Annotated in this window: 14 protein-coding genes; 1 reads left to right on the top strand and 13 read right to left on the bottom strand. The window is 45.7% G+C overall.

Going from position 1 to position 17,489, the window contains the following annotated elements:
- Positions 1 to 21: 21 nt before the first annotated feature.
- The 4 genes from AC3WQ3_RS25045 to AC3WQ3_RS25030 form a co-directional block, all read right to left on the bottom strand.
- Complete coding sequence (locus AC3WQ3_RS25045) at positions 22 to 660, bottom strand: MSMEG_1061 family FMN-dependent PPOX-type flavoprotein (protein ID WP_492474009.1); 639 nt, start codon at positions 658 to 660, stop codon at positions 22 to 24.
- A gap of 45 nt (positions 661 to 705) precedes the next feature.
- Positions 706 to 1,266, bottom strand: coding sequence for a DEAD/DEAH box helicase family protein (locus AC3WQ3_RS25040; protein WP_336782029.1), 561 nt, complete (start codon positions 1,264 to 1,266; stop codon positions 706 to 708).
- Positions 1,267 to 1,422: 156 nt separating this feature from the next.
- A complete protein-coding gene (locus AC3WQ3_RS25035) occupies positions 1,423 to 2,511 on the bottom strand; it encodes an acyltransferase (RefSeq protein ID WP_492474008.1) in 1,089 nt (362 codons plus the stop codon).
- 238 nt (positions 2,512 to 2,749) lie between these two features.
- Positions 2,750 to 5,446, bottom strand: coding sequence for a family 78 glycoside hydrolase catalytic domain (locus tag AC3WQ3_RS25030; RefSeq protein ID WP_492474007.1), 2,697 nt, complete (start codon positions 5,444 to 5,446; stop codon positions 2,750 to 2,752).
- A 136-nt stretch (positions 5,447 to 5,582) separates the two neighbouring features.
- On the opposite strand from AC3WQ3_RS25030, the gene AC3WQ3_RS25025 reads away from it, so the two are divergent.
- Positions 5,583 to 6,452 (top strand): helix-turn-helix transcriptional regulator, encoded by an 870-nt coding sequence (locus tag AC3WQ3_RS25025; RefSeq protein ID WP_492474006.1) that lies wholly within the window; start codon positions 5,583 to 5,585, stop codon positions 6,450 to 6,452.
- A gap of 29 nt (positions 6,453 to 6,481) precedes the next feature.
- Here the strand turns inward: AC3WQ3_RS25025 and AC3WQ3_RS25020 are convergent, their stop codons facing one another.
- The 9 genes from AC3WQ3_RS25020 to zwf all read right to left on the bottom strand — a co-directional run.
- Positions 6,482 to 7,048: a 5' nucleotidase, NT5C type gene (locus tag AC3WQ3_RS25020; protein ID WP_127536655.1), complete on the bottom strand. Its 567-nt coding sequence runs from the start codon at positions 7,046 to 7,048 to the stop codon at positions 6,482 to 6,484.
- Positions 7,049 to 7,183: 135 nt separating this feature from the next.
- Positions 7,184 to 8,647, bottom strand: coding sequence for a glycoside hydrolase family 1 protein (locus AC3WQ3_RS25015; RefSeq protein WP_193722837.1), 1,464 nt, complete (start codon positions 8,645 to 8,647; stop codon positions 7,184 to 7,186).
- A gap of 30 nt (positions 8,648 to 8,677) precedes the next feature.
- On the bottom strand, positions 8,678 to 10,594 hold the full coding sequence (locus tag AC3WQ3_RS25010) for a beta-glucoside-specific PTS transporter subunit IIABC (protein ID WP_492474005.1): 1,917 nt from the start codon (positions 10,592 to 10,594) through the stop codon (positions 8,678 to 8,680).
- 127 nt (positions 10,595 to 10,721) lie between these two features.
- Complete coding sequence (licT, locus tag AC3WQ3_RS25005; RefSeq protein ID WP_127536652.1) at positions 10,722 to 11,564, bottom strand: BglG family transcription antiterminator LicT; 843 nt, start codon at positions 11,562 to 11,564, stop codon at positions 10,722 to 10,724.
- 312 nt (positions 11,565 to 11,876) lie between these two features.
- Complete coding sequence (locus tag AC3WQ3_RS25000; protein WP_492474004.1) at positions 11,877 to 12,269, bottom strand: hypothetical protein; 393 nt, start codon at positions 12,267 to 12,269, stop codon at positions 11,877 to 11,879.
- Between the two features lie 203 nt (positions 12,270 to 12,472).
- Positions 12,473 to 13,576 carry a metallophosphoesterase gene (locus AC3WQ3_RS24995; protein ID WP_492474003.1) on the bottom strand — a complete coding sequence of 368 codons (1,104 nt, stop codon included), beginning with the start codon at positions 13,574 to 13,576 and terminating at the stop codon, positions 12,473 to 12,475.
- A gap of 307 nt (positions 13,577 to 13,883) precedes the next feature.
- Positions 13,884 to 15,302: an NADP-dependent phosphogluconate dehydrogenase gene (gnd, locus tag AC3WQ3_RS24990; protein WP_492474002.1), complete on the bottom strand. Its 1,419-nt coding sequence runs from the start codon at positions 15,300 to 15,302 to the stop codon at positions 13,884 to 13,886.
- 72 nt (positions 15,303 to 15,374) lie between these two features.
- On the bottom strand, positions 15,375 to 16,040 hold the full coding sequence (fsa, locus tag AC3WQ3_RS24985; RefSeq protein WP_095357317.1) for a fructose-6-phosphate aldolase: 666 nt from the start codon (positions 16,038 to 16,040) through the stop codon (positions 15,375 to 15,377).
- 32 nt (positions 16,041 to 16,072) lie between these two features.
- Positions 16,073 to 17,489, bottom strand: a 1,417-nt coding sequence (gene zwf, locus AC3WQ3_RS24980; protein WP_492474001.1) for a glucose-6-phosphate dehydrogenase, incomplete at its 5' end; no start/stop codon positions are given.

Genomic DNA, 17,489 nt, shown 5'->3' with positions numbered 1-17,489 from the left:
ACTCCTTAGACTTTGCAAATATTAATACAATCGCTTCTCATACGATTCTTGCATAGAACGGACGACATCGTCCTCCGTAACACCTAATTTGCTAGCATGCGCAGCGATAATACGTGATGGTTTGGGTAATTCCTCCTTGGCGAGCCAGTTCTCAGGTTCCCATGTGTGCGAACGTTTAAAGGCTTTGCCACAATGCATATAGCACTCTTCAACCGTTACAGCGATACCTAGTTTGGGCGTTTTGCCCTGCGCCTGCATTTGCATCATCATGTCCATATCCCGAATAATCATCGCTCTGCCATTGATACGCAGTGTCTCTTCAAGTCCAGGAATAACAAAAATCAATCCAATGTGCGGATTGGACAAAATGTTTAACAGAGAGTCAAAACGTCGGTTGCCCGGCCGTTCCGGAATGACCAAATGATGCTGATCCACGACATGTACGAATCCTTCTCCGTCACCACGGGGAGATACATCACAAGAGCCTGATGGATCACTGGTTGACATAAAGAGCAGGCCAGAACGGGCAATGAATTGCTGACAATGCTCATCCAGAAAGGCAATTGATTTATTCTTCACCAATTCTCCCGGTGTACCGCAGATTTCTCGAAGAACGTCCTCCGATGTTATGATGTCTTTAAATATGTTGTTGGTCAGCATGACCACGTCCTTTCTATCCTTCTAAATTTCTGGGTAATTAACTGATTATAGATCAAATCTTTTCTTGATGGCTTCTGCCACCTCTTCAGGACTTGTATGTGTGTTATTGATTCGAATATAGTGCTCATGTGTAAATTCTCCAGGGACTGAATTCAGTTGGTGCTTGTTCATGCTATCCAGCAAATCCTGTTCGGACCATTCTACGTTTCGCTTCGTTGCCTTATGCAGCAGCCGGTGAGGACTCCGGTTACGCTTCAATCGCTCCGGCATATCCGCCTCCAATTCGACATAACACACCTGTCCGCCATGAGCAGTGAACAGCTCACTGATTTTACGTATATATTCTGCATCTTCTTTAGAATCAAACGCCCACACGTATGTAAAGATCAAGCCGGGAAGATTGCTCTTCGCCACTTCCTCAAAAATTTCCTGACGAAACAGACTCACCAGTCGTTTACCTTGAGGTGTACCATAACTGAAATAAGGAGATACCAGTTCAATGGTCATGTGATTATGAAACAACTTCAGATCCGTGATCTTCTCCAGTTCCTGGCCGACGGTCATCTTCCCGACTGCTTGTGGACCAAAAATGATGACAAACTTCATCCCACCACTCCTCATTTGGATATAAATGATTTGAATTTTCTGGACATTCATCCATAATACCTCTTTAAAAGCAAATAAAAAAGAGATTCAAGTTCCCCCTTTTTCATCAGGAGCCTTAGAATCTCTAATTCATATTCTTAAATATAATATTAAAATTTAGCGCCCAATCAGCGCCCAGCCCCATTTCATTCGCCGTAATCCAATCGCGATCACCCATGAGAGCAGCAGGGCCACGACGTATGACAGTAGTATGCCAAGACTAAAATGCCGGGCCAGTTCCACCGAGAACTCCCGTCTCCAGAATAACAATACTAATGGGTGCATTAAGAATACGCCGAAGGCCACTGTACCCAGTGAGTCGAAGAGACGATGAATCCAATGTGCTTGATCCCGCTTTTTTGCCGCTATTCGTTCACATCCCATCAGCAATAACAAACATGCAGAAAGTGTAAACAAATTCCGGAACAAAAACAGCAACGTATACTGCATGATTGGGATTGCAGTTAAGGATGTTTTTATGTAGACACTGCCATATATAACAATAAAAGCTCCGCTTAAAAAGGCCAAAATTAAGACATAGCGGTATGAACGCAGTTTCCCCAGAGAAACGTTAAAGTTCAGGCCAATCCATGCGCCAAACCCAATAACGATCAGGTAACTCGGCAGAAGACTTCCCATTCGTTCGAAGTGAAACTGAAGATGCAGCACATAAAAGACAGCCTGAGCTGCAATGAAGAATAAGGGCAGATAACGCTTAAATAAACGAAACCGGGTTAGTGATAATAGTAACGGAAATACCGCATAAAACTGAAGAATAATAAGAAAAAAGTATAAGTGCGTATGGGCTGTTCCTGTGAGCAATTGTTTAAGAAAAAACGTAAAATGAGACATTGGATCATGACGTGCCAGCAGCTGTTTGACCCCAAAATAAATGAATGACCACATCACATAAGGCACAAACACATAGAGCAGACGCTTTTTATAAAATCCGAACATCCACCCTGTTTCCTTCACTCTTGCACTATAATTGTAGAACAAGACAAGGGAGGACAAAAACAGAAACGCAGGCACCGCAAATTGCAGTATATTGTTCCAGAAAAAATAAAAATCATGGCCCTGCGAATGAGTGGGATAATGTGTAACTGCTGTGGATGTTGCATGGATGCCAACCACCGCCATGATGGCAATAGCCCGAAACAGATCCAGATATTCAATTCGCCGGGGCCGATTAACCGGTTGATTCATTGATAAAACCTCACTTATGACTGATATGGGATGATAGTTTCCGGCCGCAATCCAGATTCTACACTTCATTGTAATCAGCCTGAGAGGGTTATACAATCGATATCCATATTATTTTCGTCATTTCACACCCATATTCAACATTATTCGACATTATCAATCCAGATCATCATATAAAATGAAGAAGGACCTGCGTTCATGCAGCTCCTTTTTTCACAATTCTCATATTCCTCTATCTATATTACTTTATGATTACGGGCTCCGATTCCTCTACACACTTGTATGTGAACTGGTAACTTCCCGATCCCAAATCAATCTTTACATGAGATTCTCTCGTTTGAACATCCTGAAGATGAAGCACCTTGTGCAAAGGAAGACCACCCTCCATAACTGTCTGAAGGCTTGCACCCGGCAAAACAACGGTACCAGTTACATTTGCGGGAATGGTTACGTGCACTTCCATCTCATTGTGTTCCCGGCGATACCAGTTTGAACCCACACGTCCATACATCGTATCAAGACTTGCTTCCACCCAATCCAGACCCGGACCAGGCTGAGGCTCAATATGCACAACATGGAAACCCGGAGATTGCTCATCGGAACGAATGCCTGCAACATAACGGTATAGCCACTCTCCAATGGCACCGTACGCATAATGGTTGAATGAATTCATATCTGCACTCCATAGGCTTCCATCTTCTTTTATTCCGTCCCAATGTTCCCAGACGGTCGTTGCCCCTTTCGTTACCTGATACAGCCAGGACGGATAGTCTTCCTGAAAGAGCAGCGTGTAAGCCAGATCATGATGACCCGTTTCGCTGAGTACCGGATTCAGGTATGGCGTTCCAACAAAGCCGGTTGTCAGATGATTCCCTGCATCTGTAACCAGTTTTCCCAGTTGGTCGATAGCCCGCTGTCTTGCCTTGGAATCCAGTAATTCAAAATGCAGGGCAAGAACATGGGCTGTTTGTGTAGGAACCGCCAATTTCCCCGCAGGCGTAACAAATTCCTCACGGAAGGCCGTTACAATATTTTCATGCAACTTTGCATAGTATGCTTCATCTTCGCCCTTCCCAAGAACTGCGGCCGCCTTTCTCACAAGTGAGACCGAATAGGCATAAAACGCAGTTGCCACAAAATCCTTGTCCGTGGCACCAATGTAGCTGTCCGGCTTGGAATCAAGTCCAAGCCAGTCCCCAAAGTGAAATCCCGTGTTCCACAAGTATGGATCGTTACCTTGCTCATAAATATAATGAACCCAACGTTTCATGCTATCATATTGCTCGGCAAGCAGTCTGACATCCCCATACATCTCGTAAATGGTCCAGGGACAGATGACCGCTGCATCGCCCCAAGCAGCAGAGGAATGACTGGAATCTCCCCAGCCCTCGGAAGTTGAACTCCTTAGATCCGGAACGAAAAAGGGAATACCACCGTCCTCGCCCTGATCTGCCTGAAGATCCCGCAGCCATTTCGTGAAGAAGGGGCCCGTGTTCATTAGATATGAAGCTGTCCGAATAAACATCTGGGCGTCGCCGGTCCAACCAAGACGTTCATCCCGCTGAGGACAGTCTGTCGGTACGTCAAGAAAATTCCCCTTTTGTCCCCATAGTATGTTGTGATGAAGCTGATTTACAAGCGGGCTGGAGCATTGGAAATCACTTGTTCGCTCCATATCGGAGTGCAGTACCACTCCCCTAAAGTCATCTAGATTTATGGATTCCGCGAAGCCGATGAGTTTAACATAACGGAATCCCTGAAATGTGAAATGGGGTTCATATGATTCAACCCCCTCACCTTTTAAGGTATATCGAATGGACTGCGCTGCTCCGCGCAGATTCTCGGTATAAAAATTACCCTCATGATCCAAAATTTCAGCATGTCTTAACTCAACGGTATGCCCTTGTTTACCCTCTATGTTGAATTTCACCCATCCCACCATATTTTGCCCCATGTCCAGCACGAGGTCTCCCTGTGGGGTTGTGATCAAGGCGATAGGTTCGAGCTCCTGTACCTGGGTAACAGGTACATTCTCCTGAGCAACGATAATATCCTTGGTATATTCCAGTACTTCTACAGGTGACCAACGGGTTGAAGTGTTATCTGTCCAATCTGTCTCCAAGCGCGCATCATATGTCTCCCCCATGTAGATATCCGACATACGGATGGCACTGCTCGCCGTCTTCCAGTCTCCATTAGACAGAATGGTTTTTACCGTTCCATCCGCGTAGTGAATATGGAGTTCCAGCAGGAGAGCTGCTTGATCTCCGAATATCCTCTTTTCTTTATTCCATCCCAAATGACCTTTATACCAACCGTCACCAAGGTATGCACCCAGAATATTCCCACCTGCTTGAAGAAGATCAGTGACATCATACATCTGGTATTGCAACCGCTTCCCATAACTGGTCCATCCAGGCGTAAAATAATCCTGACCCACTCTCTTGTTATTCAGGTGCAGTTCATAGAGTCCTAGAGCTGTTACATATATTCTTGCACGAGTTACCTCTTGTTTCAGTTCGAAAGTCGTACGTAGGCGAGGACAGGCCGTATCATGCTCATCTTCGGGATTTGACGTTATCCAATCAGCCTGCCAAGCATTCTTGCTGTCCATCAGTCCCATTTCGAAAAATGCTGCTGCTGACCAGGCAGATTGCTCTTCAGCAGCGTCCCAGACACGAATGCGATAATAATACCGGGTTCGTGCCTGTGGCTCCCAATCAGCCAGTTCCACATGAATGGACCGGTCGGAGATTACTTTCCCGGAATCCCATACGGTCTCTTCATGGCCATCCGTTAGTGACAATTGAATTTGATAGGCGGATTGAACACAGTTTCGCTGGTCCGACTGCAACTGCCAGCTTAATCTGGGCGACTTCACATCCAGTCCAATCGGATTCACTTTATACTCGCAACGAAGATGATTGATGGTCAACATAGGATCAACATTCCTTTCCATCGTGGTTTCCAACACAGGCTTACGCTATAATTATACTGATCCCGCTCAAGGAAATACCCGGTAATAAGGACTGTTTAACCCGGTAATTCGGCCATGACATTAAGGAGGTGAAGACATGAACTCATCTGTGCACCTGTTAAAAAGTGAACTCTTCTTCAACTCCGAACTGCAGCTCTTTGTTAATAGATGTACCGAGGACTTCAACCTCCCTTTCCATGCCCATGATTTCTTGGAATACAGTTATGTTGCGGAAGGCGCAGGTTTCCATCACATTGATCAGGACATTGTCCCGGTTCAAAAAGGCATGCTCTTTGTCATCCCGGTCGGTGTTCCCCATGTATTTCGTCCATCATCCTCCAATGTCTCAGAGCATCCGCTTATCATATATAACTGTCTGTTCCATACAGAGCTGATACATAAACTGTCCCTCACCATTCAGGAAGAGGACATTCGAAGCCACCTGATCGATTTGGCCAACAATGAGATCTCTTATATATCCATTGGTGATCAGAATCGTCAGATTGAAGAGTTGATGGTGAAGCTCTACCGCGAAACCTCCCTTGCGGGAATCGGTTCGTCCAGTATGTTATTCACACTCGTTTGCCAGCTTATCGTAACGACCTACAGACAGCTGCATCAGAAAAGACACGGTGAACAAGGGCCCTCTTCCGATTTTGAATACATCCTTCAATATCTGGATCAGCATCTTGGCATGCGCGTTCGCATGAGTGATCTATCTCACCAATCAGGTTGGAGCGAAAAGCAAATTGGCCGCATGTTCTTGAGCTATACGGGCCAGACGTTCAGCTCGTACCTCCAGCACCTGCGCATACAAAAAAGCCGTGAACTCCTGAAGAATTCACAGCATAAAGTTAGCCTCATCGCTGAGCTTGTCGGCTACCGTGATGTAGATACATTCTACGCCGTTTTCAAACGAATTACAGGGGAAACTCCGCTGACATACCGCAAAAAGTCCAGAACCTGAAGTCATGGACCTTCCTTTTGGTACTTTGACTAGCCACTTGCAGTCTCAAACAAATCATCTATGTACGCTTTGGCACCTTTCCAACTGGACATCAAGGGAAACGGATATTGTTCCCGTTCACTCCCATTCCATGGATGCGGAATGCAAATGACTTTTTTTCCCTCTTTCCAGGCAGGAATCAAATTATGTGCTCCGTCATCAATTAACAAGTCAAAGTTAATCAAATTTTTCCGTTTGCATGTGATAAACTGCTCCGGCGTGATAAAGGGCATATGGCGCTGAAGCCAGTTCCACTTTTCCACCACGGTCTTCGGGTCTGCTGCCGTTACAATAATAACATCATAAGCTTCATTCAGCTTCTGCATTTCATCCACAACGTACTCGTCATACAGCTCCAATTCCTCGAATAGTCCCGGCCGACCATAAAAAACATCATGAGTACTCTCCGGATGACGCAAGTGAGACGTATCCCAATGAGTCATATCCTCATAACGCAGCGGATGGGTCGGGAAGTTGATGTTGTTGTGGTAAATGGCTCGCCGGACCAGATGACAGATCGTATCATCCATGTCTACAGCAATAATTGGTTTCTTCATGTTATCACTCCCCCGTACGAACACAGTATATCACCCCGGGTGTCATGAAGCTATTCTTTTTACCATCTCCTCTATGGGTAAAAAAAAGCGCCCCCTGCGCCGCTCATCCGCTGCGCCTGGGGCTGCCATTATGAATTAAGCCAAATCTTCTCCGTTGGAAGCAATGACTTTTTGATACCAGCCAAAGCTTTTTTTCTTATAACGGTTCAATGTACCTTGTCCGTTATCGTCTTGATCGACGTAGATTACGCCATAACGCTTGGACATCTCGGAGGTGGATGCACTGATGATGTCGATCGCTCCCCAGTTTGTGTAACCCATGAGGTCCACACCATCCATAACGGCTTCCTTCATTTGCGTAATATGTTTTCTCAGGTAGTCAATCCGGTAATCATCGTTAATGGAACCGTCAGCCTCAACCGTATCCTTGGCACCTAATCCGTTCTCCACAACGAATAACGGTAATTGATAGCGGTCATACAGCTCCTTGAGCACTACGCGAAGACCGATTGGGTCAAGCTGCCAGCCCCATTCTGTACGTTCCAGATTTGGGTTCTTGATCGTGCTGTACAGATTGCCACCGGTCACTCCATATTCCTCAGGATTTACGGCAGATACAAGAGAAGTGTAATAACTGAATGAGATGAAATCGACTGTGTGCTTTTTCAACAGCTCTTCATCGCCTGGTTCCATGACAATGGAGATTCCATGCTCAGCCCAGTAACGTGCCATGAAGGTTGGGTAACTTCCGCGAACCTGCACATCGGTATGCAGCAGATTCAGTTGGTTATCAATCTGTGCCTGTAACACATCTTCCGGTTTCGAAGTGGCCGGATAGTGAATCATGCGAGCAAGCATGCAGCCAATCCGGAACTCCGGATTAATCTGACGAGCTTTTTCCGTAACCAGACTGCTGGCCACGAATTGGTGATGAAGCGCTTGATACGAAGCCTGCATCACGTTGTCCACACGATCTTCGATAATGCCTCCACCTGTGAACGGCTCGATGATGGTTGTGTTGATTTCATTAAACGTGAGCCAGTATTTCACTTTGTCCTTGTAACGGGTCATTACCGTTTCGGCATATCTGAGAAAATGACCAATGACTTCCCGGCCAGCCCAGCCGTTATACTTCAGTACCAGTGCCATTGGCATTTCATAATGAGAAAGTGTTACGAGTGGTTCAATGTTGTGCTTGCGCAGTTCATCGAATACTTCGTCATAGAAGCGTAGTCCTTCTTCATTAGGTTCCGCATCATAACCGTTCGGGAAAATACGCGGCCAGTTGATTGATAGACGAAATGTCTTGAAGCCAAGCTCAGCGAATAGCGCAATATCCTCTTTGAAGCGGTGATAAAAATCAATGCCGTAGCGTTTCGGATAACCCTCCGCACTATGGTGGGACATCGCTTTCTCAACGGTTGCAGTCGTCACATGCATGAGCTCTCTTAGATTGGTGTAGTCTTTTTTCTCAAAATAAGGAACCATGTCCGCCGTGGACCAGCCTTTGCCACCTGCATCGAATCCACCTTCAGCCTGATTGGCGGCAATGGCGCCGCCCCACAGGAAGCCTTCCGGAAATCCTTGTCGATTAATCATGCGTATCTCTCCTCTTCTCGTTGATTAAGATTAAATTTGGGCTTTCAATACTTCTTGCCCCATCGCAATTTCACCCAAGTTCATTGGCTGAATGTCTTTGTAGTCAGCCGTGTTCGTAACAACCATGGCCGTTGTAATGTCATATTCTTTAGCAATTTGATCAAGTTCGAAGGAAAGCAGCTTGTCCCCGGCCTGGACGCGAGTTCCGGCAGCAACATGGGATTCGAAGTATTGTCCGCGCAGTTTGACCGTATTGATCCCTACATGGATCAGAAGTTCCATGCCGTTATCACTGCGAACAACGATCGCATGTTTTGTTTTGAACACATTCATAACCGTTCCTGTCACTGGAGATACGAGCTCGCCCACGCTTGGAACAAACGCAACACCTTTACCCATTAATTCATCGCCAAACGTTGGATCATTGACTTCTTTCAGCGGAATTGCTTTTCCTGTCATCGGGGCTACAGCTGTCGCATCACTTGTTGGTGTTGGTGCACCCATATCATCCACGTTCACTGCTGCCTCATTGGAAGGCGCTGCTGCTGGCGTAGAAGAAGCACCAGGGGAGAATTGAGCGAGCGCTTCTGCGTCTCCTTCTTCTTCCTTAATTCCAAATACCGTGGACATAATCGCACCTACCACGAAAGCAAGAATCATACCAATCAGGGAATACCAGAACGTTTGTCCAATCAGGGAAGGCAGTCCAGGAAGTCCGCCGTTACCCGCAAGTACATAAGCTTTGGCTCCAAAGGCCAGTGCGAATCCGCCACCTACAGCACTACCGATCATGGCTGCAGCAAATGGCTTTTTGTATTTCATGTTTACCCCGTACATTGCCGGTTCAGTTACACCCATGAGGGCTGTAAAGCTGGTCGATAATGCAACGGTTTTGAGCTTTTTGTCTTTTGCCCGGAAAAATACGCCGAGAGTTGCACCGGCTTGACCCATATTGGAGATATACGTCAGCGGCAAGAATTTATCAAAGCCCAGTGTAGCAATGTTACTCAGGATAATCGGAACAAGTGCATAGTGCATTCCTGTCATAATAATCAGCGCCATTGCACCGCCAAGTACGATACCTGCAACCAATCCGCCTTCATTCAGCAGCCAGTTAATACCGCCGGACAATCCATTACCTACGAATGTACCCAATGGACCGATCGCGATCAGCGTAACCGGAACCATAACAAGCAAAGTAATCAAAGGAACAAGCAGCAGCTTCAAAGCGGCCGGAATTACGCGGTCAACCCACTTCTCAACATAGGACATGAGCCATACGGCCAACAAGATTGGGATAACCGATGATGCATAGCTTACTGCCGTTACCGGGATGCCGATAAAAGCAACGGATTCGCCGCTGGAGAGCAGTGTGCTCATATCCGGATACATCAACGCCGTACCTAATGCAATCGCAACAAACGGATTACTGCCGAACTTGCGGGCAGCACTGACTGCAATCAGCAGTGGCAGGTAATGGAAGACGCCATCACCGCTGGCTGAGAGAATGCGATAGGTGTCCGTACCTGCCGACATCCAGCCGAGAGATACAAACAGGGCAAGCAAACCTTTGAGCATACCTGCAGCGGTGATCGCTGGCAGCATGGGTGCAAATACGCCTGCAATCGTTTCAAATATTTTAAGAATTACATTTTTTTTGTTATCCGACTTGGTCTCTTTCTTTTCCGTGCTCTGCTGCAGTGCTGGATGCTCTTTGACCATCGCATCAAACACTTTTGGTACATCATTACCAATGATAACCTGGAACTGGTCGCCGGAAATGTTGGTCCCCATGACCTTGTCCAGCTTCTTGAGTGTACCGTTATCCACTTTGTCATTGTCTTTCAATTCAAAGCGAAGACGGGTAATACAGTGGTACACCGAGTTGATATTATTGGTGCCCCCAACGGCTTTGATAATTTCCTGTGCCGTTTCCTGATGGTTCATGATGTTTTCCTCCTCATATTTTCCAATAAAAAATACCCGAACGAATACGACACGTCATGTGCGCGTCATTTCATTCGGGTATTGCCTGATTGAACAGTAACAAGCCCATGGGATATTCAGTTAACATCTAATTTTCTCGCTTGGTTTTCATTAACCGCTCCAGATGGAGCGTGAGATATAACTGTTCCGAGTGTGTCATGTCGTATTGATAATTCTTATGGATAAACGTTTCGATCTTGCCGATACACTTGAAGGTTTCTGGATAGTTTTTCCGAACCACCTCGTATAAATACTCCTCTGCATCATCATGAGTTGAATGCGTGATGACTCTCTGGCAGAAGTACTTCAAATGTGTGATGAAACGGAAATAGTTAACGCTATCTTCATCCAACTCGACATTGAAGTGATATTTGATAATGTTCATGATTTCCTGAAGCAGCTGCATGAGATGAGTCACATCATTCATGGAATCATTGACTTCCGCATTAATGAAATGCAGTGCAATATTACAAATCTCATCTTTGGGAAAATCAATATCCAGTCTTTCCTTGAGCAGCGTGAGCGCTTCTCGGGCGACATCGTACTCCGCCTTGTAAAAGTGCTGCACTTCCCAGGAAAGCGGATTCCTTGTAATCATGCCCTTTTCCATTCGCTGGACAGCAAAATGAATGTGATCCGACAACGAGACATAGATCCCGTCACTGATGGTTTTATTCAGTTGCGTACGTGCCAGCGTTACGATATCATCCGTTGCCTGCAGAATTTCAATCGGCACTTCTGTGACGATGGACTTGAATTTCTCATAGATCGATGCATCCTGAAGTCGGAATACTTTCTCTATCCGTTCCTCATCAATCTCATCACCGACTTTGAACTTAAACCCGATACCCCGGCCGAGGATCAGCAGTTCCTGATTTTTGTCATCCACGGTACTGACAATATTGTTATTAAATATCTGTTTAATAATCATTTTGGACCACCCGTTTTTTTTGAGGATTAAAAAAGGGCAAAACCAAAATAGAAATAATAAAATCATTTCCATAGTGGTTTTGCCCGCATTACCGGTAACAAGCCTCGGGTATAATTTATCACAACCTGAAAACGGTGTCAACCAAAAATGCTACCACTGTCTTATTTACATCGCCTAATTACATAGAAAAATCCTTTTTATTAGGGCTTTAATCTTAGCAATTTACTTTCTATCAGCTATTTACCTGTTTACCTCTATAGAGTATTGCCATCGTACAGTGGTGTGAAACCTTATTAATTAATACTAGTTATTCTAATTCATTCGGGTATCATCTGTTACTTTAGAAAGTAAAGGCTTGTCACTTAACGGTTGAAATCGCACGAGCTTATAACTGTTAATCCATTCTTCGCTTACTGCATTTAATACAATTATTTCTGCGAGGTATTGTTCCTTTAACTCCGTTAACTTCACATCTACAGTAGAATATTCAATTTCATCAATGCCATAATAGACGTAAATCCACCCCTCATGCTCCGCAGCTAACACTTCAAATTTTCTGGCTTTGCCCGCTTCGTCTTCAATTACCTCCATGACCTCAGGTGGTGCCTGACCAAGTTCAATCGTCTCAAAAGCAACCTCAGAAATCTGGGACTGGTCTCTAATCCAGTAGAGATAGCCAGCCAATATAACCAACATCAGACCCATGAAGGGCACTAATCGATTTCGTATTCGGGAATGTCTTTTTGTGTTCAATTGATCATCTCTTTCTTAGAAGTATGTATGTTAATATCCTAGTTTCCGAAATATATAAGCTCTAATTATATAAACACAGGTTAGATGTTTTTGGTTTGCTCAAAGCAGAGACACTTCAATAAAAAAAGACCCTTCCTAGGAAGGGCCTTTTACTATTATTGTTGGAATGTCACATGAATCTGAACAATTTCAGAGCGACTGCTTGTGCGGATTGGCGGTCCCCAGAAGCCATAACCCGAGGTCACAATGGAATGCATCGCACCTTTTTGCAAGTAACCCCAATCGTTCTCGTAGATCGCCTGCGTGATGAATTGAGCTGGTGCAATCTGGCCACGGTGGGTGTGACCGGACACAACCAGATCTACATGATTCTGCTCCGCAATATCCAGATCATACGGCTGATGATCCATCATCAGCACCGGCTTGCTGAGGTCGGTATCCTGCATTAACGTTGCCACTTGAGCACGATCATCTTCCGTTCTGTCTTTCCGTCCAATCAAGGTGATTTTGTCGTCTAATATGATCTTATCATCGTAGAGAACCTGCATATTGCTCTTCTCCAGCGCAGCAATCAGATCTTCAATCGGACCGTCGAACTTGTCATGATTTCCCAATGAAGCGTAGACTCCGTAAGGCGCCTGGATACCACTGATAATATCTGCGATGCCACTACCCAGGTACATGTCCAGATTGTCATCGATAATATCACCGGGATAGAGGACCAAATCAGGCTTCAAAGCGTTAATTTCCTCCACCATGCGCTTGGCATGTGCCGGTCCTGATAGAAGTCCAAAATGCATGTCGGCAGCCATAACAATGTTGAGACTGTCGATTCCTTCCACCTTTTTATCAATCTGAATGCTGTACTCTCTCACGACCGGACTATACGCATTGTAAATCCCGTATGCCATCGTAGAGAGAAGTAACACCAAAGTAACTACACCGGCCCACTTCTGCGTGTGATGTCTGGGAACCCGCGTTAATCGGAGCAACCACAATGTTAAATGAATAACGGGCAAGATCAGCAGCAGCAACGAAAAAATCGCAAGCCAGTAAGAACCAATTACACTTAAGAAGGATATACTTCCAAACAGCCGGGCCAGAATGAATGAAACTGCAAGAAATACAAGGGCCACAATATAGAACCATCGAAATCTGGCTGACACGACAGGCTTCATCCAGCTCCAGCCGCTCCAACCTATGTAAAACACCAATAAACCGTATACCACCAAAAACAAAATGCCTGCCAATACGAACATGCTCCGGTTAACCTCCACGTCAGTAAGTTGATTGCTGAATTTACATCAAACATACGATAACTAGTAGTCTGTCTGAACCAGTATAACGCAGTTTGCAGGGTCGAGGCATCACCTTCACCAGCATAGATACGTACATTTTATTACAATTTGGGAATGCTTAAATTCCAACCACTCGCAATCGATACTATTGAGTAGTATGGTACCTAGTTAAAATAAAAAAACATGCCTGCATTCGTCTAGAATATCACACTTCTAAACGATGCAAGCATGCTTGCTTGTTCTGTTCAGTACATTGAATCAACAGATCTTACTCGTATGTATCCATCCATTGGAAGTGGAATGAACCTTCTTTGTCCACACGTTTGAAGGTGTGAGCACCGAAGTAGTCACGCTGCGCTTGCAGCAGGTTTGCAGGCAAACGCTCTGTACGGTAGCTGTCGTAGTAGGAAAGCGCGCTGGAGAAGCCAGGTACCGGAATACCTTGTTTTACAGCAGCTGCTACAACTTCACGCCACGCATCCTGGTAGGATTCAACGATATTTTGGAAGTATGGATCCAGAAGCAGGTTTTTGAGTTCTGCATCTTTGTCATAAGCTTCTTTGATGTTTTGCAGGAACTGTGAACGGATAATGCAGCCGCCGCGGAAGATCATGGCGATGTTACCGTATTTCAGATCCCAGCCATACTCGTCGGAAGCCGCACGCATTTGGGCAAAGCCTTGTGCATAGGACACGATTTTACTTGCGAACAATGCTTTGCGTACACTTTCAATGAACGCTTTTTTATCGCCAGAGAACGCTTCGGCTTTCGGTCCATTCAGGATTTTGCTCGCAGCTACACGCTCGTCCTTCATCGCGGACAGGAAACGGGAGAATACGGATTCTGTAATCATGGACAACGGGACGCCGAGATCCAGCGCGCTTTGGCTTGTCCATTTGCCTGTACCTTTTTGTCCGGCCGCATCCAGAATAACGTCAACCATCGGTTTGCCGGTTTCCGGATCGTATTTGGAGAAGATATCCGCCGTAATCTCGATCAGATAGCTGTCCAGTTCGCCTTGGTTCCACTCTGTGAAGATTTCGTGCAGCTCCTCAACGGAAACATTCAGAACGGATTTGAGCAGGTGGTAGGCTTCACCAATCAACTGCATATCTCCGTATTCAATACCGTTGTGCACCATTTTGACGTAGTGTCCGGCACCATCTGGTCCGATGTATGTGCTGCAGGCATCATCGCCAACTTTGGCAGAGATCGCTGTCAGAATCGGTTCAACCAGTTCGTATGCACTTTCTTGACCACCTGGCATGATTGCCGGGCCTTTCAGTGCGCCTTCTTCGCCGCCGGATACACCAGCGCCAATGAAACGGAATCCTTTCTCTTCCAGCTCTTTGCTGCGACGTTGCGTGTCAGGGAAGTAGGCGTTACCTCCATCAATAATGATATCGCCCTCATCCAGATGAGGCAGCAATTGTTCAATCGTCGCGTCAGTCGCTTTACCGGCTTGAACCATGATCAGAATTTTGCGCGGGGATTCCAGGGATGCCACGAACTCTTCAATGGAGAACGCACCAGTCAGGTTTTTTCCCTCAGCTTCTTTCAGAAGATCATTCGTTTTCTCCGGCGAACGGTTGAACACCGATACGGAAAATCCCTTACTTTCGATATTCAGGGCCAAGTTTTTGCCCATTACTGCAAGTCCAATAACACCAATCTGTTGTTTACTCATTATGTCCTCCCCATGCTCTTTGTTTTATAGGAAACGTTAAGTCTGATTGAATTCGCTAATCAGAAGTTACCCTTATTGAACTGTTTTTTTCCAGTCCGCTGCGAATTTATCCATGCCTTGATCCGTCAGTGGGTGTTTGGAAATTTGTTCAATGACAGAGAATGGAACCGTAGCAATATGTGCTCCAGCCATAGCTACACGTGTAACGTGGTCTGGATGTCTTACGGAAGCTGCGATAATTTGCGCATCCAGGTTATGTGTACGGAACAATTCAGCTACTTTGGCAACCAATTGAACACCATCTTCCGAAATATCATCCAGACGTCCGAGGAATGGAGATACATAAGTAGCGCCTGCGCGTGCTGCAAGGAGAGCCTGATTCACAGTGAAGATCAACGTTACGTTCGTTTTTACACCTTTTTTGGTGAGGTAACGGCAAGCTTCAAGTCCTGCAAGTGTCATTGGCAGCTTAATTGTAATGTTTTTGTCGTTATTGTTGATTTTGATCAGTTCGTTCGCTTGAGCGATCATTTCTTCAGCTGTAAGGGCATCCGGTGTTACTTCTGCAGATACGGATTCAACTTCAGGTACTTCACGCAAGATTTCCTCAATGCGATCTTCAAATTTAATGCCTTCTTTGGCTACCAATGATGGGTTAGTTGTTACACCGGACAGGACGCCGATTTTGTATGCTTTTTTGATGTCTTCCAAGTTTGCTGTATCGATGAAAAATTTCATGTTAAAACCCTCCAGTTAATTTGTTTTTTGAATTACAAGTTTGAATTTACAGCGAGTGGTGCAGCCAGTGCATCTTCAGCGAATTGTTCTGACGGCTCATCGAACCACCAATGATGACCTTCGGCAGCAAGCATCTCGTCTGATTCCACAGGACCATAGCTACCTGCAGGGTAGAGATGAAGCGGCAGCAGATTTTCCTCAAATGCCTCCAAGATTGGTTGAACCCAAGCCCAGGACAATTCAACTTCATCCCAATGAGCGAAGAACGTTGGATCCCCTTGGAGGGCGTCACGAATCAGGTTCTCATATGCTTCGGCCAGATCTTCCCGATCAGGTGCCAAATCAATGTGAACCGGCTTGAATTCCCCTTTGTTCTGAGGATCGCTCGCATTGAGCTGAAGTGTCATGCTTTGGTCAGGACTCATTTCAATGACAAGCAGGTTTGGCTCAGAGCCATTACTCTTCGCTGCATTGGATTGACCAGACGGTTCCTTGAATTCGATGACGATACGTGTTGATTTCTCCTTCATTCGTTTACCTGTGCGGATGTAGAATGGAACCCCGCGCCAGAAGAAATCATCAATCTGCAATTTCGCAGCAATAAAGGTATCGTTCATTGTATTTTCGGCAACGCCCGGCTCGGCAGCATACGCGCTTACCGCTTTGCCTTGGATGGATCCTTCAGCATATTGTCCACGAATCACGCTTGCACCCACATTTTGTTTCTGCAGCGGCTCGATCGATTCCATAATATGCTTTTTCTTCTGCCCAACCTTTTCGGTCGTGCTGTTGTATGGAAGCTGGATGGCCATCATCATGAGCAATTGCAGCATGTGATTCTGGAACATATCCCGCACGGCTCCTACATGATCATAATAAGAAGCACGTTCCTCCACGCCAACAGTCTCGTTGGCCGTGATTTGCACGTTGGAGATGTAACGGTTGTTCCACAATGCTTTCATGATCGGATTGCTCTGATGCAAGGTTTCCAAACGCTGTACCATCGGTTTGCCGAGGTAATGGTCAATCCGATAGATCTCTTCTTCCGTGAACGCCTCACTCAGTTTGCGATTAAGATCACGGGCTGATTGCAGATCATGACCGAACGGTTTCTCAATTACGAGTCTCTTCCAGCCTTCAGTGGATCCAAGTCCGCTGCTTTGGATATTTTCGGCGATCGGTTCGAAGAATTCTGGGCCGACAGACAGATAGAACAGGCGATTGGACGGAATGCCCAGCTCTGCTTCTCTCTGTTCAACCAATTTTAACAGCTGTATATAATCTTCCTTATGGCTAATATTCAATACATTGTATCGAAAAGCCTGCACGAATGACTTCACACGTTCTGGATCCGGTTTGCGTCTAGAGAATTCATTCAGTGACTTTTCAACTTGTGCCTGAAAAAATTCATCAGACCATTCTCTGCGGCCCAGGCCAATCAGTGAGAAG

This window comes from Paenibacillus sp. FW104-T2, assembly GCF_058789975.1.
This window is presented reverse-complemented; position numbering and strand designations above follow the sequence as displayed.